Raw genomic sequence first — 17,287 nt, 5'->3', positions numbered from 1 at the left:
GTCAAGCACAGAACGGCCGGGACTGAACCGGCGATCATGCTCAACGGAGGTCCCCATGGCAGAAATCGTCGTAATCGGAGCCGGGCTTAGCGGAACGCTGATGGCCTATGAATTGCTACCACAGTTGCGAAAGGACGATCGCCTGAGCGTGATCTCGCAGGGCGCCGTCTATCACTTCGTTCCATCGAATCCCTGGGTAGCAATCGGTTGGCGCAAGCAAAACGAGATCGAGATTGATCTCGAAGGGATCATGAAGCGTAAGGGTATCCGCCTGCTGACACAGGGCGCCAAGCGCGTGCATCCGACCGAGAATCGCATCGATCTCGCCGACGGCACCTCGATCGACTACGACTACCTGGTCGTCGCAACAGGCCCTGAGCTTGCCTTTGACGAAATCCCGGGCCTGGGTCCGCAAGGCTACACGCAATCGATCTGTCACGTGGATCACGCCTCCCGTGCCAACGAAGCGTTTGAAAAGCTCGCTGCCAATCCGGGCCCTGTCGTGATCGGCGCGGTCCAGGGCGCCTCCTGCTTCGGGCCGGCCTACGAATTCCTCTTCATCCTGGAGACCGAGTTGCGCCGCCGCAGGCTGCGCGACAAGGTGCCGATGACCTTCGTCACGTCGGAGCCCTATATCGGCCATCTCGGGTTGGATGGCGTCGGCGACACCAAGAGCTTGCTCGAAGGTGAGATGCGAGAAAAGCACATCAAATGGATCACCAACGCACGCGTGGACGGCGTCGAGCCCGGCATGATGTCAGTGGAGGAACTCGCCGAGAACGGTACCGCTCACAAGGCGCACGAGCTGCCCTTTGCCTATTCGATGATGCTGCCCGCCTTTCGCGGTGTCGAGGCGGTGCGTGGCATCGAAAGGCTGACCAATCCGCGCGGCTTCGTGATCGTGGACAAACACCAGCGTAACCCGACCTATCAGAATGTATTCGCCGTCGGGGTTTGTGTGGCGATCGCGCCGGTCGGCGCGACGGCGGTGCCCGTCGGCGTGCCGAAGACCGGCTTCATGATCGAGTCCATGGTAACGGCGACTGCGATGAACATCGGCGCCTTGCTTCGCGGCAAGGAACCCGAGACGGAGCCGACGTTGAACGCGATCTGTCTTGCGGACTTTGGAGACTCCGGCGTCGCGTTCCTTGCGCAGCCGCAGATCCCGCCGCGAAACGTCAGCTGGTCGTCCAAGGGCGAGTGGGTTCATTATGCGAAGGTGGCCTTCGAGAAATACTTCATTCGCAAGATGCGGCGAGGCGAGAGCGAGCCGTTCTATGAACGATTCGTGCTCGACAGGCTGAACATCGCCAAGATCAGGGAGGTTCGAACTAGCACATGAGTGAGACATGCCAGATCGTCTGCGGGCATTGCGGGCGGACCAACCGCCTGCCCGTCGAACGCGCGCCGGAAGCCGCACGGTGCGGTGCATGCCACCAGGCTCTGTTCACCGGCCATCCGATCGAGGTCGACGCGGAAGGTTTTCAGCGTCACGTCGCGAACAGCGAAATCCCGGTCCTGGTCGATGTATGGGCACCGTGGTGCGGGCCCTGCCGCGCCATGGCGCCCATGTACGAGCGCGCTGCACGCGAGCTCGAGCCGAAGGTGCGGCTGCTGAAGCTCAACTCCGAAAATGCGCCAGGCCTCTCGTCGCGTCTCAACATCACGGGGATCCCCACTCTGCTGCTGATGCGTGGCGGCCGGGAGGTCGCCCGCCACGCCGGCGCGATGGATGCGCGCAGCATCGTCGCCTGGACCCAGGCTGGCCTGACAGGTTCTTAGGACCGTAACCCTTCAATAGGAGCATGCCATGAATATCGACAAAGCCGTTCTCGCCTTCGCAGGTTTCGTCGTCCTGCTCGGACTCGCACTGGGGACCTACGTGAATGCGTACTGGTACCTGCTGACGGCGTTCGCCGGGCTAAACATGTTGCAGGCCTCGTTCACGGGCTTCTGTCCCGCTGCGATCGTGTTCAAGAAGCTCGGCCTGCGCGGCGGCTGCGCGTTCTCGTGAGCCGGCGACAAGAAGCCCCCCAGTTCGACGGAGAGACCTCATGACCTATCACTTCTCGAAAACGGTCGACCTGCCGTTCGACGCAGCGGTAGCGGCCACGACCGAGGCGTTGAAGCACCATGGTTTCGGCGTGCTCACCCAAATCGACGTCAAGGACACCCTGAACAAGAAACTCGGGGTCGCGTTTCGGCCATATCTCATCCTCGGGGCATGCAATCCCAAGCTCGCCTATCAGGCGCTGACCCACGAGGACAAGATCGGCACGATGCTGCCCTGCAACGTCGTGGTTCAGCAGCGCGAGGGTGGCAAGGTCGAGATTTCGGCGGTGGATCCCGTCGCTTCGATGGCGGCGATCGAGAACCCGAAGCTCGGTGCCGTCGCCACTCAGGTTCGCGAGCTGCTGAAGCAAGTCGTCGCCGAGATTGCGTGAGACATCGCAAGGAATGCAGAGGCCGACCATGACCGACGATACCTTCATCGAGGGACCTCTCTACGAGAAACGGAAGAAGGTCTATCCGCAGTCCGTCCACGGCCCTTTCCGCCGCATCAAATGGGCGATCCTCTGCGTCACGCTCGGGACCTACTATCTTCTTCCGTTCTTGCGTTGGAACCGCGGGCCCGGCCAGCCGGACCAGGCGGTGCTGATCGACTTGCCGCATCGGCGCTTCTACTTCTTCTTCATCGAGCTGTGGCCGCAGGAGGTCTACTATTTCACCGGCCTGCTGATCATCGCCGCGATGACGCTGTTCCTGATGAATGCCGTCGCCGGCCGGCTGTGGTGCGGTTACATGTGTCCGCAGACGGTGTGGACCGACCTGTTCTACGCGGTCGAGCGATGGGTCGAGGGCGACCGGCGCGAGCGCATGCAGGGCGACAAGCGCTACTGGACGTTCGATCACATCCGGAAGGTCGCGCTGAAGCACTTTCTCTGGATCATGATCGCCTGGTGGACCGGTGGCGCCTGGGTGCTGTACTTCGCCGACGCGCCCTCGCTGGTGAAGGAACTCGCTACCTTCCAAGCCCCGTTCATCGCCTATCTGTGGATCGGCATCCTCACCGCCACGACCTATGTCTTTGCCGGTCACGCCCGCGAGCAGATGTGCATCTACATGTGTCCGTGGCCGCGCATCCAGGCGGCGCTGACCGACGAATGGGCGCTCAACGTCACCTATCGCCGCGACCGTGGCGAGCCGCGCATGTCGGTCAAGAAGGCGGATGCCGCCCGTGCGCACGGCGATCCCGCCGGTGACTGCGTCGATTGCCACCAATGCATCAACGTCTGTCCCACCGGCGTCGACATCCGGCATGGAATCCAGCTCGGCTGCATCCAGTGCGGCCTTTGCATCGACGCCTGCGACAACGTCATGGGCGAGATCGGCCGGCCCGCCGGCCTGATCGGCTACGACACCGACATCAACATGCAGCGCCGGCGCGAGGGCAAGGCGCCGATCTACCGCATCATCCGTCCGCGCACGCTGATCTATGCCGCAGCCATCGCCATTGTCGGCAGCATCATGCTCTACACGCTCGCCACGCGCGCGACGATGGACGTCAACGTGCTGCATGAGCGCAATCCCCTCTTCGTCCAGCTCTCGGATGGCGGGGTGCGCAACGACTACACCGTCCGCATACTCAACAAGGGCGCGCAGCGATCGTTTGCGCTCGAGGTCTCCGGACTGCCCGGCGCAATCAGTCGCGTCGCCGGTGTCGAAACCAGCCCCGGCGGCAAGCCGATCATCGAGGTCGGACAGGATCAGACCCGAGAAGTCAGGCTGTCGGTGCAGGTCGGCCCCAGCGACCTGCCAAAGACCTCACGTGACATCGACATTGCCATCATCGACACCGCCGGCGGCGGACGCGCAGGTGCCCGCGATCATTTCGTACCGGGCGACCAGTAGCACTCACAATCATTCACCCTCCGGCGGCAGGCGCCGGAGGGTGAATGAGACGTTAATACTACCGCTCGAATTAAAGCAGCGTCCCAACGGTATTTTCCAATCTTTGCGCTAAACATGGCCGTGCAACACGGGCCTGGCCCGCGTGAACGGGGACGACGGGACGTGGTCGATATCGCGCATGAGGCTGCGATCAATCCGGCAACGGCAAGAGATGCCGCGGCGGCGCGCGCGCTCGTCCCGCTCAGCTCCATCGACCCGAGCCAATGGCGCGCGCTGGCGCAGCGCGCGATCGAGCCGAACGGATATTACCTGCCCGCCTGGGAGCTCGCCGTCAGCGCCACCGCGCGTGGCCGCACGGATGCATCGGCGCTTGCCGCATTCGACGGATCTTCGTCGCGGCTGATCGGGCTGATGCCGGTGATCTCGCTGTGGCGCGCCTGCAGGATCCCCGTGCCCGCGCTGGTGAGCGCGCATCCCTATGGCACGCTCTGCAGCCCCCTCATCGACAGCGACGCCCCGATCGAGGCAGCCACGCGTCTGTTGCAGCAGGCGCGCGCCGCCGGAGCCCATGCGCTCGTTCTGAACGATGTCGCGCTTGACGGTGCGGCGATGAATGCGCTCAGCCAGGCTCTTGATCGCGACGGCCTGAAGCCGCGCGTGCTATCCTCCTACATCCGCGCCAGCCTCGATGCGACGCGGGATGGCGAGACTCTGCTCCGCGAGGCGCTCGGCGCCAGAAGAGTCAAGGAGCTCCGCCGTCAGCGCCATCGCCTCGAAGAGCACGGCCCCGTCCTGTTTGAGGTTGCGCGCAGGCCCGAGGAGATCGGATCCGCACTCGAAACATTCCTGCAGCTCGAAGCCAGCGGCTGGAAGGGCAAGCGTGGCACCGCGCTGATCCAGCATGCGGGCGATGCGACCTTCATCCGCCGCGCCGTCCCGGCACTCGCCGAGACCGCGCAATGCGAGATCGTGACCTTGCGCACGGGCACCACAGCGGTGGCTGCTGGAATCGTGCTGCGCCACCAGGACCGCGCCTTCTTCTTCAAGCTCGGCATCGACGAGCGCTTTGCGAAATATTCGCCGGGCGTACAGCTCACGCTCGAGCTCACCCGCCACCTCTGCGACGATCCCGCCATCGCCAGCGCGGATTCCACCGCGAGCGCCGATCACCCCATGATCAACCCGATCTGGCGCGGACGCTTTGCCATCGGTGACGTGCTGATTCCGCTACGGCGGAAAGATCCTGTCGTGGGCTTAATTCACGCGGCCCTGAGCGGCCTCAACGTCGTTCACGAAGCCGCGCGACGCGTGGTGCACCGGCTCCGTAAATAGACTACTCTGCCGCCTGCGCGTTGATCTCCGCCGAGACCTCGCGGATGGCGCGGGCGAGCAGGTTCGGGTCCTGCGCGCCGGACACCGCATACTTCTGCGCGAACACGTAAGTCGGCACGCCGGAGATGCCCTTCTCGGCGGCTTCCTGCGCGTCAGCCGAGACGCGCGCGACGTCCTCGTCGGTGGCGAGGCGCTTGCGCACGTCGTCGCCGTCGAGGCCGATATCCGCAGCGGCTTGCACCAGCACGTTGACGTCGGTCAGGTCGCCGCCGTCGCGGAAGTAGAGCTCCATCAGGCGCTGCTTCATCTCGGGTGCCTTGCCGATCGCTTCGGCCCAGAGGATCAGGCGGTGGCAATCGGTCGTGTTGGGCTGGCGCGCGACCAGCTCGGGCCGGTAGATGAGGCCCTCTTCGCTCGCCGCCCCGACCACGCGGCCGGCAATGCCCTTATAGGCCTCGACCGAGCCGAACTTCTGGGTGAGATACGCCTCGCGGCTGATGCCTTCGCGAGGCACCCAGGGATTGAGGAAGAAGGGACGGAAATTGAGCTTGACGGGAACGTCGGGCACGAGCGCCAGCGCGCTCTCGATCCGATGCTTGCCGATATAGCACCAAGGGCACACCACGTCGGAGACGACATCGATCTGGAGCGGTTTAAGGGTGCTCATTGGCGCCTCGTTCGGGTGGTGCGGTTTTGTCCGAAGATAAGCCGAACTCCGCCTGAGGCAAGGGTGCTAGCCCAGATTTGCGGCCATCTGCTTCAGCCGCTCGGCGGTGCGCTCATCCGCCGGAAAGAACGTCTCCAACGCAAGTTCGGACAGGGTGATATCGACCGGGGTTCCGAACACCATGGTGGTGGAAAAGAAACTAAGTATCTCACCGCCAAGACGGAGCTTGAAAGGGATCGCGACATTGTCGCTCGACAGCGGCGCCGAGCGCGCCGGGATGGGATAGCTCTTCAGATCGCTGTAGAGCTTGATCAGCTCCGAGTCCGCCGTCGCCTCGCATTGCCGGTGCAACCGCTCCAGCAGGTGTCCGCACCATTCCGCCAGATTGACCGTGCGCGGCGCCAGGGCCTCGGGATGAAACGCCAGCCGCAGCACGTTGACGGGCTGGCCGAGCAGACGCTGCGGAATGCCGTCGAGCAGCGGCGCCAGCATGCGGTTGGCGGCGACCAGATTCCAGTGCCGGTCATAGGCCAGCGCCGGATTGGGCTCATGAGCCCGAAGGACAAGGTCGATCGCCTGACGGGCTGATTTCAAAGCGGGATCCTCCAGCGGGCGTTGCGGAAAGGCCGGCGCGTAGCCAGCCGCGACCAGCAGCACGTTGCGTTCGCGCAAGGGCACGTCGAGGCGCTCGGCGAGCCTGAGCACCATGTCGCGCGAGGGTGCGGCGCGGCCGGTCTCGACGAAGCTTAAGTGCCGCGCGGAGATCTCCGCCTCGCCGGCGAGATCGAGCTGGCTCATGCGGCGGCGCTGCCGCCATTCACGCAAATGATCGCCGATATGAACCGGCTGGCTGTGTGCGGCGCGTGCCGTGGATGCATGTGCGGTCATGACAGAAAACCTAGCATGCGGATTTCACCCCTTCCATTACCCCCGAGGTAATCGAATTCGACCTCTGCCACGCGCATCTTCGGTCGCAACAGGAGATGACCATGATCGCGTTGCTGCTCTACCGGACCGTCGCAGACCAACTCGTCCCCTTGGCCATCGCGTTCGCCACCCGGATGCTGGCGCGCAGCCTCAACATGCCGGAGCCGCTGTTGCATTCGACCGGCGACTACGTCGTCGCGCGGGTCACGGCCTTCGAGCACAGTGTCGGCAGAAGTCTCTGCCCGCTCCGCCTCGCCCGCCTGCTTCGCGCCTGGTGGCGCGGACTGCATTGAGTCCCCCCCAAGTCCAACCAGCCATGGAGACCCACGATGATTGACGCATCCACCTTCCTGCGCCGCGCGCTCCTTGCCGACGCGATCTTCAGCGGCGTCGCCGCCCTCGGCTTTACTTTCGGCGCAGGCGCGTTCGCGACGCTGTTTAGTCTGCCTGAAGCGCTGCTGCGCGAGACCGGGCTGTTCCTGATCGCCTACACTGCGCTGGTCGGCTGGCTCGCCGCGCGCTCGGCAGTGCCGAGGCTGCTCGTGCTGCTGGTCGTGGTCGGCAATGCGGCCTGGACGGCCGGCAGCATTGTGCTGCTGCTTTCGGGCGCGGTGTCGCCGAACATTAGCGGCGAGCTGATGGTGGTCGCACAAGCGATCGCGACCGGCGTGTTCGCGGAGCTGCAATATGTGGGCTTGCGCAAAAGCGGCGGTGTCGTGACGGCGTGATCTTCCCGCGCCCCGGACGCGCCCCAACGCTCCTGGCATTGCGGCGCAGAGCCGGGAAGTCGGCGCGCCCGTTCACAACACTGTCATTGCGGCCTGTTGACCTGTTCGCCTCCCTCAACTGGGCCTCTCGCGCATGTTGTTGTACGGTCGGTGGAGCAATTGCCCCGCCGTCAGGAGGAATTGACATGACCAACGTCCTCTTCAACCGCCGCAAACTCCTCCTCGCCGCCGGCGGTTCCGTTGTCGCAGCCGGCGTCTCCGGGCTGCTGTTGCCCGCGCGCGCGGACGGCCTCACACCGACTGATTCGATGTCGGGCGGGTCGAACAACTACCGCAAGGGCGCGCCGATCGTGGACCGTATCGGAAAGGGCGGCTTCTGGATGAGCGGCACGGTGCGTCGCGCGGGCGACGGAACCCCGCTTGCCGGGCAGCGCATCCAGATCTGGGCGCACACGACCGAAGGGCAGGAGCACGAGCCGCAGAGCCATGGCGCCACGCTCACCGACAAGAACGGAGCGTTTCGGCTCGAGATGCCGCAGATCATTCCCGTCTTCGGCCAGCCGCACGGTCACCTCGCCTATGACAGCGGTGAATTCAAAACCGTCTTCCTGCGGCCGGTGATGCGCAGTGCAAGGGAAACGAGCCTGGAGGCCCACTTCGTCCTTCAGCCGGCCTGACCGAATTGGGAACACAGGAATGAGATTGGCGAAGGTGACCCTGATCTGGGCCGCCCTTGCAGCAGCCGTTGGCGTGCCGATCGCCGCGGCAGCGATGAGCCCGCTGCTCGCATGGCGCGGTCCGGTCTACATCCTGGCCGGGTTTGCAGGGATTGTTGCGCTGGGTCTCGTGCTCGTTCAGCCTCTGCTGATCGGCGGATATTTGCCGCCACTGTCGGCTTATCGCGGACGCCGCGCCCATCACTGGATCGGAGGCGCGCTGCTCGTGGCCGTGGTGGTCCATGTCGTCGGCCTCTGGTTCACCAGTCCGCCCGATATGATCGACGCCCTGACCTTCTCATCGCCGACGCCGTTCTCCCCCTTTGGCGTGATCGCGATGTGGGCCATCTTCGCTGTCGCGCTGCTGGCTGCCCTGCGCCGGCGACTGGGGCTGCGGCTGCGAACGTGGCGCATCGCTCACATCCCCCTCGCGATCGTCATCGTCATCGGCAGTGTCGTGCATTGCCTGCTGATCGAAGGAACGATGGAGACGGTGTCGAAGGCCGCGCTTTGCGCACTCGTCCTCGCGGCGGCGCTGAAGGTCGTGGCTGACCTTTGGGTGCGGAGAAAGCCACGACCATTGGCTGGAGAGAGCAGCTCACGACCGTGATTGTCGCTGCGATGCCCACTTTCGGCCAACAGGCAACACGGCAAACCGGGTCACCGGATCGGCAGAGTTTACGAAGGCTCGCCGTCATTGAGGACCGGACGGATTTCGTCGATATCGATCTCCCTTCCCTCCATGTCCCGGATCGACACCTCCTCGGACCCGGTTCGCATGTCGTCGTACAGCTTGAGCGCAGCGGGCAGCGACGGCGCGACGATCAGAAACGAGCCTGCTTTGACCTGATATGGCATCGGTAAAATATGCCTGCTCTTTTCAGCTTTGAATGTTTAAAAGTGCACATAGGCATCGGCCGCAGAAAATTTTGGAAAAGCCCGGAACCAATCGTTCCGACGCGCGTTGGCGTTCCGGCATATTGGGGGTCTCAGCCGTCAAGCTGAGCGATCATGTTGCTTGGGGCAACGAAAAATACCGACAATTCAGAAGGATGCAGGCGGGCGCATTTGCCACCGGAGTGTCGCCACTCTGAACGAGCGGCTGCGACGATGCGTAATCAAGGAGAACTATATAATGGCAGCGCAGCCAGGTAGTGACGTCGCGTCACTCGTGTCTCGAAACGAGAAGGCGATCCTTCCGGAATGGGTCGAACTGCAGAAGAAGGCCGGCATCCTTCATACTGGGCGCATTTCGGAAGCCGAACTGCTGTCGCAGTCCAAGAACTTCCTCCATTTGCTACACGAGGCATTGACGCAAGGCGGGACCGACACGTCCGCCGACGCTTACGAGCCGGCCAAATCCATGCTGGCCGACCTCTCGCGAACGCGCGCAATGCAGGGCTTCTCCCCCAGCGAAACCGCGACATTCGTCTTTTCCCTCAAGCAGCCGTTGTTCAACGCGCTCAATCGCGACGGAGCACTGTCCGCGGAGCGGATCGCGTCAATGGTCTGGACGTTGACCACGCTGCTCGACGAACTCGGATTGTTCACGCTGGAGATCTTCCAGCGAAGCCGCGAAGAGGTGATCGTTCGCCAGCAGCGCGAAATTGCCGAACTGTCGACCCCTGTGGTCAAGCTGTGGGAAGGCATTCTCGCCCTGCCCCTGATCGGTACGCTGGACAGCCAGCGCACACAGGTGGTGATGGAGAACCTGCTGCAGACGATCGTCGACGACGAGGCCGAGATCGCCATCATCGACATCACCGGCGTGCCGACGGTCGACACACTCACGGCTCAGCATCTCCTAAAGACGGTCGCGGCAGCGCGCCTGATGGGTGCCGATTGCCTGATCAGCGGCATCAGGCCCCAGATTGCCCAGACCATGGTGCATCTCGGCGTCGAGCTGAACGTCATTTCGAAGGCCTCGCTGGCCGACGCGTTCGCGGTCGCACTGCGGCAGACCGGGCGGACCATCGTCAAGGCGAAGCGCGTCGAAGGATACACGTTTGCGGACAAGAAGAGCGGCGGGCAGGACGCCTGACGATGGACCGCATCCCAATCCTCAAATTCGGCCACGCGCTTCTCGTCACCATTCAGGTCGACATGCACGACCGGCTTGCGACGGCGCTGGAGGAAGATCTGACCGCCAGGATCGTCACGCACAATGCCCGTGGTGTGCTGATCGACATTTCGGCGCTCGAAGTCGTCGACAGTTTCATCGGCCGCATGCTGGACAATATCGCCGCGGTTTCGCGCATCCTCGACGCCGACACGGTGGTCGTTGGAATGCGGCCTGCGGTGGCGATCACCCTGGTCGAGCTCGGCCTTTCATTGACTGGCGTGAAGACCGCGCTGAACGTCGAGCGCGGCATGGCCATGATCCACGACCGCCTCGCGGGGCGGAGGCTGACGATGCCGACGACGAAGACTGAGCGGGTCGGGATCAAGGTCTCGGACGACGTGGTACGGGTGAGGCAACTGACCCGGGCGCTCGCGGTTGAAGTCGGCCTCAGCCTGGTCGACCAGACCAAGATCGTCACGGCGTCCAGCGAGCTTGCGCGCAATACGCTCGACTATGGCGGGGGTGGCGAAGTGACCGCGGAGATCGTCGAGCAAGGCGGCCGCCGCGGCGTCCGCCTGACTTTCGACGACAAGGGCCCGGGCATCGCCGATATCGAGCAGGCCCTCAAGGACGGCTTCACGTCCGGCAAGGGCATGGGCCTCGGTCTCGGCGGCTCAAAGCGGTTGTGCAACGAATTTTCCATCGTCTCGGCGCCGGGCACAGGCACCAAAGTCACAATCGCACGTTGGAAATGATGATGAAATCCGTCGGCGTCAACGATCCAAGCGGCGTCGCGGAGGCAAGGCGGGCAGCTACCGATCTCGCACAGCGCCTGGGCTTCAACGAGACCGATAAGGGCAAGCTCGCCCTGGTCGCGACCGAACTTTCAACCAACCTCGTCAAGCACGGGTCGGGCGGGGAAATTCTGGTCGGAGCCTATGAGGACAGCGAAAGCCAGGGCATTGAGATCCTCGCGCTCGACAAGGGCGCCGGCATGAGCAATGTCGCCGCATGCCTGGAGGACGGGTATTCCAGTGCAGGCACCGCTGGCCGTGGCCTCGGCGCGGTGATACGGCAATCCCACTTCGTCGACATCGGCTCGTGGCCCGGCGTGGGGACGGCCGTGCTGGCACGCGTCGCACCCGGCGCTGCTCCATCCATCAAACCGCCGACCGTCCCGACCTGGGGCGGTGTGTCCGTTGCCAAGGCCGGCGAAGAAGTCTGCGGCGACGCCTTGAGCGTCTCCGATGCCGGAAAGGTCCGCACCCTGCTCGTGGTTGACGGCTTGGGGCATGGGCCGGAAGCGGCCGAAGCCGCGGTCGAGGCTGTCCGGCTATTCCATCGCTACAACGGAAACACGATCGCCAACCTGCTCGACTACATCCATGGCGGCTTGCGCTCGACGCGCGGGGCGGCGGTCTCGGTTGCGCGCTTCGATCCCGCCACAAAAAACATCAGCTTCTCCGGGATCGGCAATGTCGCGGGCGTCATCATCACCGCCGGCGAGACCAAGCGGATGGTGTCAATGGCCGGAACGGCGGGTTTCAATACGCGCAAGATCCGGACTTTCGACTACCCCTTCTCGCACGGTCTGATCGTCCTGCATTCCGACGGTCTGGCCTCGAGCTGGACGGTGGACCGCTATCCCAATCTTGCGGCCCTGCACCCGTCGCTGATCGCCGCGATTCTCTATCGCGATTTCACCCGGGTTCGCGACGACGCGACCGTGCTCGTGGGTAAATGGTGAAGCACATGCCGGCATCTGCCAAATTGTGGCCTATCGTCACCGTGCCGATCGAGAACGAGAGCGATGTCGTCGCAGTCCGGCAACGCGCTCATCGCGTCGCCGACATGCTGGGATTTGAACGGCAGGACCAGACCCGCATCGCCACCGCGGTCTCCGAGCTCGCACGCAACGCCTATGGCTATGCCGGTGGCGGGCGCGCCGAATTTGCGTTGGACGCCGGAACGGTTCCGCAGCGCTTCGCCGTCCGCATCTGCGACAACGGGCCGGGCATCGACAATCTCCAGCTCATCCTCGACGGGCAATACCGTTCGTCGAGCGGGATGGGCCTCGGTCTGATCGGCGCGCGCCGGCTGATGGACACGTTTAATATCGCGTCGACGCCGGGTCAGGGGACGATCGTCGAGGTCGGGCACAAGCTGCCGCCCCACATTGCGCCGTGGCCGCGCGCCAAGCTTACCGACGTGGTCAGCAGCCTGAAGAAGGAGACCTCGTCCGATCCGCTCGCAGCCCTGCGCGAGCAGAACCGCGAACTGATGCAGAACCTGGAAGAGCTGCGGCGCCGCGAAGAGGAAAGCCAGCAGCTCAACCAGGAGCTCGGCGATACCAACCGCGGCGTGGTGGCGCTCTACGCCGAGCTCGACGGCCGCGCCGAACAATTGCGGCAGGCCAGCGAACTCAAGACCCGCTTCCTGTCCAACATGAGCCACGAATTCAGAACACCGCTGAATTCGGTGCTGGCGCTGTCGCGCCTGCTGCTCGACCGCATCGACGGCGATTTGACGGCGGAACAGGAGCGACAGGTCGGCTACATCAGGCGGTCAGCGGAAAGCCTGCTCGATCTCGTCAACGACATGCTGGATCTCGCCAAGGTCGAGGCCGGCAAGGCCGAGATCAAGCCGGTGCGGTTCGCGGTCACGAGCCTGTTCGGGGCGCTGCGCGGCGCGCTGAAGCCGCTCCTGACCAGCACGGCCGTCGAGTTGCTGTTCGAATCCCCGAAGGAGCTGCAACCACTGTACACCGATGAGGCAAAGGTGGCGCAGATCCTGCGCAACCTGATCTCGAACGCGTTGAAATTCACCGAAGAAGGCGAAGTGCGGGTGACCGCCCGCACCGGCGAAAACGGCGCGTGCATCATCTTCTCCGTCCGCGACACCGGCATTGGAATCGCGCCGGAGCATCACGAACGGATCTTCGAGGAATTCTCGCAAGTCGATACCAAGCTGCAGAGGAAGGTGAAAGGCACCGGCCTTGGGCTGCCCCTATCACGTTCGCTGGCGCGCCTGCTCGGCGGCGACCTCACCGTCGAGAGCAACCCGGGCCAGGGCTCGATCTTCTCGCTGAAGATTCCGGCCTCGCTCGGCGAGACGGACCGTGAGACGATGGCTCGCTCGACCGACGACAGCAAGAGCGTGCTGCTGATCGACGACGACGAGACTTTCCGTTACGTCATGCGCCAGATCGTCGGAAACGAGACCCGCTATGAGTTCATGGAGGCCGACGGCGGCGAAGAAGGCCTGCGGCTTGCCCGTGAGAAAAAGCCGGACGTCATCGTTCTCGACCTGCAAATGCCGGCGGTGGACGGCTTCACCGTGCTGCAGCAGCTGGCCGCCGACGACCGCACCAACGGCATCCCCGTCGTCGTCTCGACGTCGATGACGATCGACGGCCCGCTCCGGGCGCGGCTGCCCGAGCATGTGCGGCTGATCTCCAAGAACGCGATCTCCCGGGAGAGCGTAACCTCGTTCCTGCGCGACGCCGTCCAGGGTGTCTCATGAGCAACAGTGAAAAGACCGTGATCCTCAACGTGGACGACCTCGAATCGCAGCGCTACGTGAAGACACGCGATCTGCAGGCCGCCGGATTTGCCGTGATCGAGGCCCAGACCGGCGCGGAGGCGCTACGACTGATCGAGCAGCACATGCCCCCGCTCGTTCTCCTTGACGTTCAATTGCCGGACATCAACGGCTTCGAAGTCTGCTCCTTCATCAAGCAGAAATGGCCGCAAGTGATGGTGCTGCAAACGTCGGCCACTTTCACGGCGAGCGAACATCGCGTCATTGGATTGAACGCCGGCGCCGATTCCTATCTGGTGCAGCCAGCCGAGCCGCTCGAGCTCGCCGCCGCGATCAATGCGCTCCTGCGTGTCCGCCGCTCCGAGGACGCGTTGCGATCGCTGAATGCGACGCTCGACAAGCAGGTACAGGAGCGGACCGAGGAGCTGGAAAAGGCCAACCGAAAACTGCGCCAGGAAATTGCGCAACGCCAGAAGGCGGAGTCCGAGCTGTTGCAGGCCCAGAAAATGGAGGCCGTCGGCCAGTTGACCGGAGGGCTCGCGCACGATTTCAACAATCTGCTGACCGCCGTGGTGGGCAACCTTGATCTGATACGTGCCCGTACGACAGAACCACGCATCACGAGACTGGCGGAGAACGCGTTCAAGGCGGCCGAGCGCGGCTCGAAGCTGACGGCGCAATTGCTGGCTTTCTCGCGGACCCAGAAGCTCGCGACGCAGTCCGTCGACCTCAACCGCTTGATCCTGGACGCCTCCGATCTGCTCAGCCAGTCACTCGGGGCCAATATCGCGATCAAAACCGATCTCGATGCGGGCGCACCTTTCGTGGTCGCCGATTACAACCAGCTCGAAGTCAGCCTGCTCAATCTGGCGATCAACGCCAGAGATGCGATGCCGGACGGTGGAACATTGACGATCACGACGACCCCCAACGAGACCGACGATCGCAGGGTCACGCTGTCCGTGAAGGACACCGGGACGGGAATGCCGCCGGACGTGATCGCGCGCGCGTTCGATCCCTTCTTTACTACCAAGCCACCCGGCAAGGGAACGGGCCTTGGATTGTCGCAGGTCTACGGGCTGGTGCGGCAGATGGGCGGCGACGTCGACATCAAGAGCGAGGTCGGCCAGGGCACGTCGATCCAACTGTCGCTACGACGATCGATTGCCGGCACGGAGACGGCCGCCGCAGCGCAGGGCGCGGCCGAAAGCGGACACGCGGAACGTATCCTGGTCGTCGACGACGATCACGACGTCCGCGGGCTGATGACGAGTTTCCTGGCCGAGATCGGATACGTGGTGCACGAAGCGGACCATGGCAACGCGGCGCTTGCCATGCAGACGACGGTAAACCCGCAACTGATGATCATCGACTTTTCGATGCCGGGCACCAACGGCGCCGAGGTCGTCAAGGCGGCGCGGGTCGTGCAACCCGCCCTCCCCGTGCTGTTCGTCAGCGGCTATGCCGATTCCGCGGCTCTGGAAGCCGCGATGGGCTCCGCACCGTTTCTTCGCAAGCCGTTCCGGCCTGCCGAGCTCGCCTCCGCGGTCCGGATGGCGCTGGATTCAGTCAGCTCCAGCAAGCCGTGACCGGCGGAAGCTACGCCTTCGCCCGGCCGACCTTGCCGCCGAAATGCTTGCCGTTCAGCTTCTTCTTTTTCGAGAGCGCGCCCTTCGCGCCAGCCTTCAGCGCCTTACGCTCAGCGCGGGCCTTCACCTTGGCGCGTTCGGCGCGCGCCTCTGCGCGCAGCTTCTTGCGCTTCTTCTCGCACGAGTCGCACTTGCAGCCGATCGGCTTCAGATAGGCTTTGAAATAATCGGTGCCGTAATCGTAGTTGATCTCGTCGCCCGGCTCGATGTTCTTGATGGCGCGGATGAAAACCTTGCGCTCGCGCGGCCTAACGTCGGATTCGGCGTTGGGCCGGCAGGAATGGTTGATGTAGCGGGCGAGGTTCTTGCGCACCGAACCGTCGATGGTCCAGCGGTTGTTGAGCTCGAACAGATACTTGTTCTCGATCTCGTCATGCGCTGGGATCTTGGAGTCCAGGATCGGTCCGAAATAACGGATGATCCGGGTCCCCTTCTTGATCGGCATGGTGGCGAAGAGGCCAAGTCCGGTCTTGGAACGGCCGACACGATAGGATTTGCTGGAAGCGATGGCTGGCATGATCGAGAAAAATGAGGACGCAAACGAGGCCCGATGCCTCAAGCGAAGCCGCTCTTCTAGAACGATTCCTCGGCCCTGTCAGGTATATCCCGCCTCTGTTTGAACCTTGCCCACAATGAAGACGTCTGATGGTACGGAGTTCCCGCTGCATCAGGGCGTCATCATGGGGCGTATTGCGTTGATTTGCCTGGCCGGGCTGCTTGCCTGCTCGAACGCAGGTAATGCCGACGCCCAATCGCTGGGCAGCAGCACCTACACCTCCACCGCGCCAAAGGATTGCCGCCAGATCGGCAAACCCAGCGAGCTTGACGGCAGCACCACGCGGGTCTGCCCGGGCAAGGCCGGGCTCATGGTGCTGATCTCGGAGGACGATTTGCGCGAAATCGTCTCGGTCGGCCGCAATCGCAAGGCCGCGAGCGAGGAGCCGGCGGCGAAGGTCTGGTTCGGCCCGTTCAATTCGTCGGAGATCACCATCGAGTGGCGCGCGGCGGGTGGAAAGCCATTCGCGATCATCCAGCGCTGGCACATCGCCGACGGCACCGACCTCGACAAGCAGGGACGGCCGAACACCAAGGCCATGCTGGTCGTGACGCGGCTGCCGCCGGGCCCGGTCTGCCATGTTGCCTATGTCGACGCGACAGCCAATCCGAACGCCAATGAGCTTGCCCGCAACGCGGCTGACGAGGTCGCCCGCGGCTTCAACTGCGACAGGGACGAGGTAAAGATCATCGGCACCAGCGGCCGCGCGGTCCAGCTCGCGACGCGGCGCTAGGTCTTTGCCTTGGCGCGGTGGTAACGGGCCAACAGCCGCTCTCCCTGGGCGGCGATGCGCCGGGCCGCCGCCACCGTCTTCGGAACGGGTTCGCCCCAGGCGTGGGCCGACAAAGCGTACCGCGTCGGCCTCCCCCTGGCATCTACCAGCGGCGGCAGCTTCGCGCGGCCGTAGAAGCGCACTGCCCAGCTTCCCTTGCGCCGCATCTCCTGCGGCGTCATCTCGGAGTCACGCTTGGTGACACCCGGCTTTAGATGCGCGCCTTGCTCGCGTGCGAAGGCTTTGCGACCCGCGGCGGTCAGGCCGCCGCGCGGGTCCTTTTGCTTCGCCGATGTACCGCGTTTGCGTGCAGTCTTCTTGACGCCCTTCTTCACGGCCTTGGTCGAGGTTTTGCGCTTGCGCGCCTTCGCGGATTTCTTCGTTGCGGATTTCGCCTTGGTGTTTTTCTTCGCTGCCATGCGCATG

At 63.9% G+C, this 17,287-nt stretch carries 21 protein-coding genes; 16 read left to right on the top strand and 5 right to left on the bottom strand.

The features are described 5' to 3' along the window. The first annotated feature begins 55 nt into the window (after nt 1-55). The 6 genes from FNV92_RS12450 (at nt 56) to FNV92_RS12425 (ending at nt 5,244) form a co-directional block, all read left to right on the top strand. Nucleotides 56-1,342, top strand: a complete 1,287-nt coding sequence (locus tag FNV92_RS12450; RefSeq protein WP_143840752.1) for an NAD(P)/FAD-dependent oxidoreductase — start codon at nt 56-58, stop codon at nt 1,340-1,342. Next, nucleotides 1,339-1,782 (top strand): thioredoxin TrxC, encoded by a 444-nt coding sequence (trxC, locus tag FNV92_RS12445; RefSeq protein ID WP_143840753.1) that lies wholly within the window; start codon nt 1,339-1,341, stop codon nt 1,780-1,782. Before FNV92_RS12450 ends, trxC begins: the two co-directional genes overlap by 4 nt. Nucleotides 1,783-1,810: 28 nt before the next feature. Then, on the top strand, nt 1,811-2,014 hold the full coding sequence (locus FNV92_RS12440) for a YgaP family membrane protein (protein WP_143840754.1): 204 nt from the start codon (nt 1,811-1,813) through the stop codon (nt 2,012-2,014). Between the two features lie 40 nt (nt 2,015-2,054). Continuing rightward, nucleotides 2,055-2,444 (top strand): DUF302 domain-containing protein, encoded by a 390-nt coding sequence (locus FNV92_RS12435; RefSeq protein WP_143840755.1) that lies wholly within the window; start codon nt 2,055-2,057, stop codon nt 2,442-2,444. Between the two features lie 28 nt (nt 2,445-2,472). Continuing rightward, complete coding sequence (gene ccoG / locus FNV92_RS12430; RefSeq protein ID WP_143840756.1) at nt 2,473-3,912, top strand: cytochrome c oxidase accessory protein CcoG; 1,440 nt, start codon at nt 2,473-2,475, stop codon at nt 3,910-3,912. A 162-nt stretch (nt 3,913-4,074) separates the two neighbouring features. Continuing rightward, nucleotides 4,075-5,244 carry a GNAT family N-acetyltransferase gene (locus tag FNV92_RS12425; protein ID WP_143840757.1) on the top strand — a complete coding sequence of 390 codons (1,170 nt, stop codon included), beginning with the start codon at nt 4,075-4,077 and terminating at the stop codon, nt 5,242-5,244. 1 nt (nt 5,245) lies between these two features. Here the strand turns inward: FNV92_RS12425 and FNV92_RS12420 are convergent, their stop codons facing one another. Both FNV92_RS12420 and FNV92_RS12415 read right to left on the bottom strand, forming a co-directional pair. After that, on the bottom strand, nt 5,246-5,911 hold the full coding sequence (locus tag FNV92_RS12420) for a DsbA family oxidoreductase (RefSeq protein WP_143840758.1): 666 nt from the start codon (nt 5,909-5,911) through the stop codon (nt 5,246-5,248). A 66-nt stretch (nt 5,912-5,977) separates the two neighbouring features. Continuing rightward, nucleotides 5,978-6,799, bottom strand: coding sequence for a helix-turn-helix domain-containing protein (locus FNV92_RS12415; RefSeq protein ID WP_015685001.1), 822 nt, complete (start codon nt 6,797-6,799; stop codon nt 5,978-5,980). 101 nt (nt 6,800-6,900) lie between these two features. Between FNV92_RS12415 and FNV92_RS12410 the strand changes: the two genes are divergently transcribed. The 4 genes from FNV92_RS12410 (at nt 6,901) to FNV92_RS12395 (ending at nt 8,892) form a co-directional block, all read left to right on the top strand. Next, nucleotides 6,901-7,131 (top strand): hypothetical protein, encoded by a 231-nt coding sequence (locus FNV92_RS12410; RefSeq protein ID WP_143840759.1) that lies wholly within the window; start codon nt 6,901-6,903, stop codon nt 7,129-7,131. Nucleotides 7,132-7,167: 36 nt separating this feature from the next. Further along, nucleotides 7,168-7,566, top strand: a complete 399-nt coding sequence (locus FNV92_RS12405; RefSeq protein WP_143840760.1) for a hypothetical protein — start codon at nt 7,168-7,170, stop codon at nt 7,564-7,566. Nucleotides 7,567-7,751: 185 nt separating this feature from the next. After that, complete coding sequence (locus FNV92_RS12400; RefSeq protein ID WP_015684998.1) at nt 7,752-8,243, top strand: peptidase associated/transthyretin-like domain-containing protein; 492 nt, start codon at nt 7,752-7,754, stop codon at nt 8,241-8,243. 19 nt (nt 8,244-8,262) lie between these two features. Next, nucleotides 8,263-8,892 carry a ferric reductase-like transmembrane domain-containing protein gene (locus tag FNV92_RS12395; protein ID WP_143840761.1) on the top strand — a complete coding sequence of 210 codons (630 nt, stop codon included), beginning with the start codon at nt 8,263-8,265 and terminating at the stop codon, nt 8,890-8,892. 68 nt (nt 8,893-8,960) lie between these two features. Here FNV92_RS12395 and FNV92_RS12390 read toward each other — a convergent pair whose 3' ends face one another. Continuing rightward, nucleotides 8,961-9,140: a hypothetical protein gene (locus tag FNV92_RS12390; protein WP_015684996.1), complete on the bottom strand. Its 180-nt coding sequence runs from the start codon at nt 9,138-9,140 to the stop codon at nt 8,961-8,963. A gap of 277 nt (nt 9,141-9,417) precedes the next feature. On the opposite strand from FNV92_RS12390, the gene FNV92_RS12385 reads away from it, so the two are divergent. From FNV92_RS12385 to FNV92_RS12365, 5 genes are read left to right on the top strand one after another with little or no spacing between them, the layout of a single operon-like run. Beyond that, on the top strand, nt 9,418-10,323 hold the full coding sequence (locus FNV92_RS12385) for an STAS domain-containing protein (protein ID WP_143840762.1): 906 nt from the start codon (nt 9,418-9,420) through the stop codon (nt 10,321-10,323). Between the two features lie 2 nt (nt 10,324-10,325). Then, entirely contained in the window at nt 10,326-11,099 is a 774-nt protein-coding gene (locus FNV92_RS12380) for an ATP-binding protein (RefSeq protein ID WP_334266094.1), read from the top strand. A 2-nt stretch (nt 11,100-11,101) separates the two neighbouring features. Then, nucleotides 11,102-12,091, top strand: coding sequence for an ATP-binding SpoIIE family protein phosphatase (locus FNV92_RS12375; protein WP_143840763.1), 990 nt, complete (start codon nt 11,102-11,104; stop codon nt 12,089-12,091). A 5-nt stretch (nt 12,092-12,096) separates the two neighbouring features. Continuing rightward, entirely contained in the window at nt 12,097-13,866 is a 1,770-nt protein-coding gene (locus FNV92_RS12370) for an ATP-binding protein (RefSeq protein ID WP_244623714.1), read from the top strand. Then, nucleotides 13,863-15,473, top strand: a complete 1,611-nt coding sequence (locus FNV92_RS12365) for a response regulator (protein ID WP_143840765.1) — start codon at nt 13,863-13,865, stop codon at nt 15,471-15,473. Before FNV92_RS12370 ends, FNV92_RS12365 begins: the two co-directional genes overlap by 4 nt. Nucleotides 15,474-15,483: 10 nt before the next feature. Here the strand turns inward: FNV92_RS12365 and FNV92_RS12360 are convergent, their stop codons facing one another. Continuing rightward, nucleotides 15,484-16,050 (bottom strand): SET domain-containing protein, encoded by a 567-nt coding sequence (locus FNV92_RS12360; RefSeq protein WP_143840766.1) that lies wholly within the window; start codon nt 16,048-16,050, stop codon nt 15,484-15,486. Between the two features lie 163 nt (nt 16,051-16,213). Here FNV92_RS12360 and FNV92_RS12355 point away from each other — a divergent pair, with 163 nt between their 5' ends. Continuing rightward, nucleotides 16,214-16,822 (top strand): hypothetical protein, encoded by a 609-nt coding sequence (locus FNV92_RS12355; RefSeq protein WP_168213736.1) that lies wholly within the window; start codon nt 16,214-16,216, stop codon nt 16,820-16,822. Here FNV92_RS12355 and FNV92_RS12350 read toward each other — a convergent pair. After that, on the bottom strand, nt 16,819-17,286 hold the full coding sequence (locus FNV92_RS12350; protein ID WP_244623802.1) for a DUF6321 domain-containing protein: 468 nt from the start codon (nt 17,284-17,286) through the stop codon (nt 16,819-16,821). The genes FNV92_RS12355 and FNV92_RS12350 overlap by 4 nt on opposite strands. Between the last annotated feature and the right edge of the window lies 1 nt (nt 17,287).

It is taken from the genome of Bradyrhizobium cosmicum, from assembly GCF_007290395.2.
GTDB lineage: Bacteria > Pseudomonadota > Alphaproteobacteria > Rhizobiales > Xanthobacteraceae > Bradyrhizobium > Bradyrhizobium cosmicum.
This window is presented reverse-complemented; position numbering and strand designations above follow the sequence as displayed.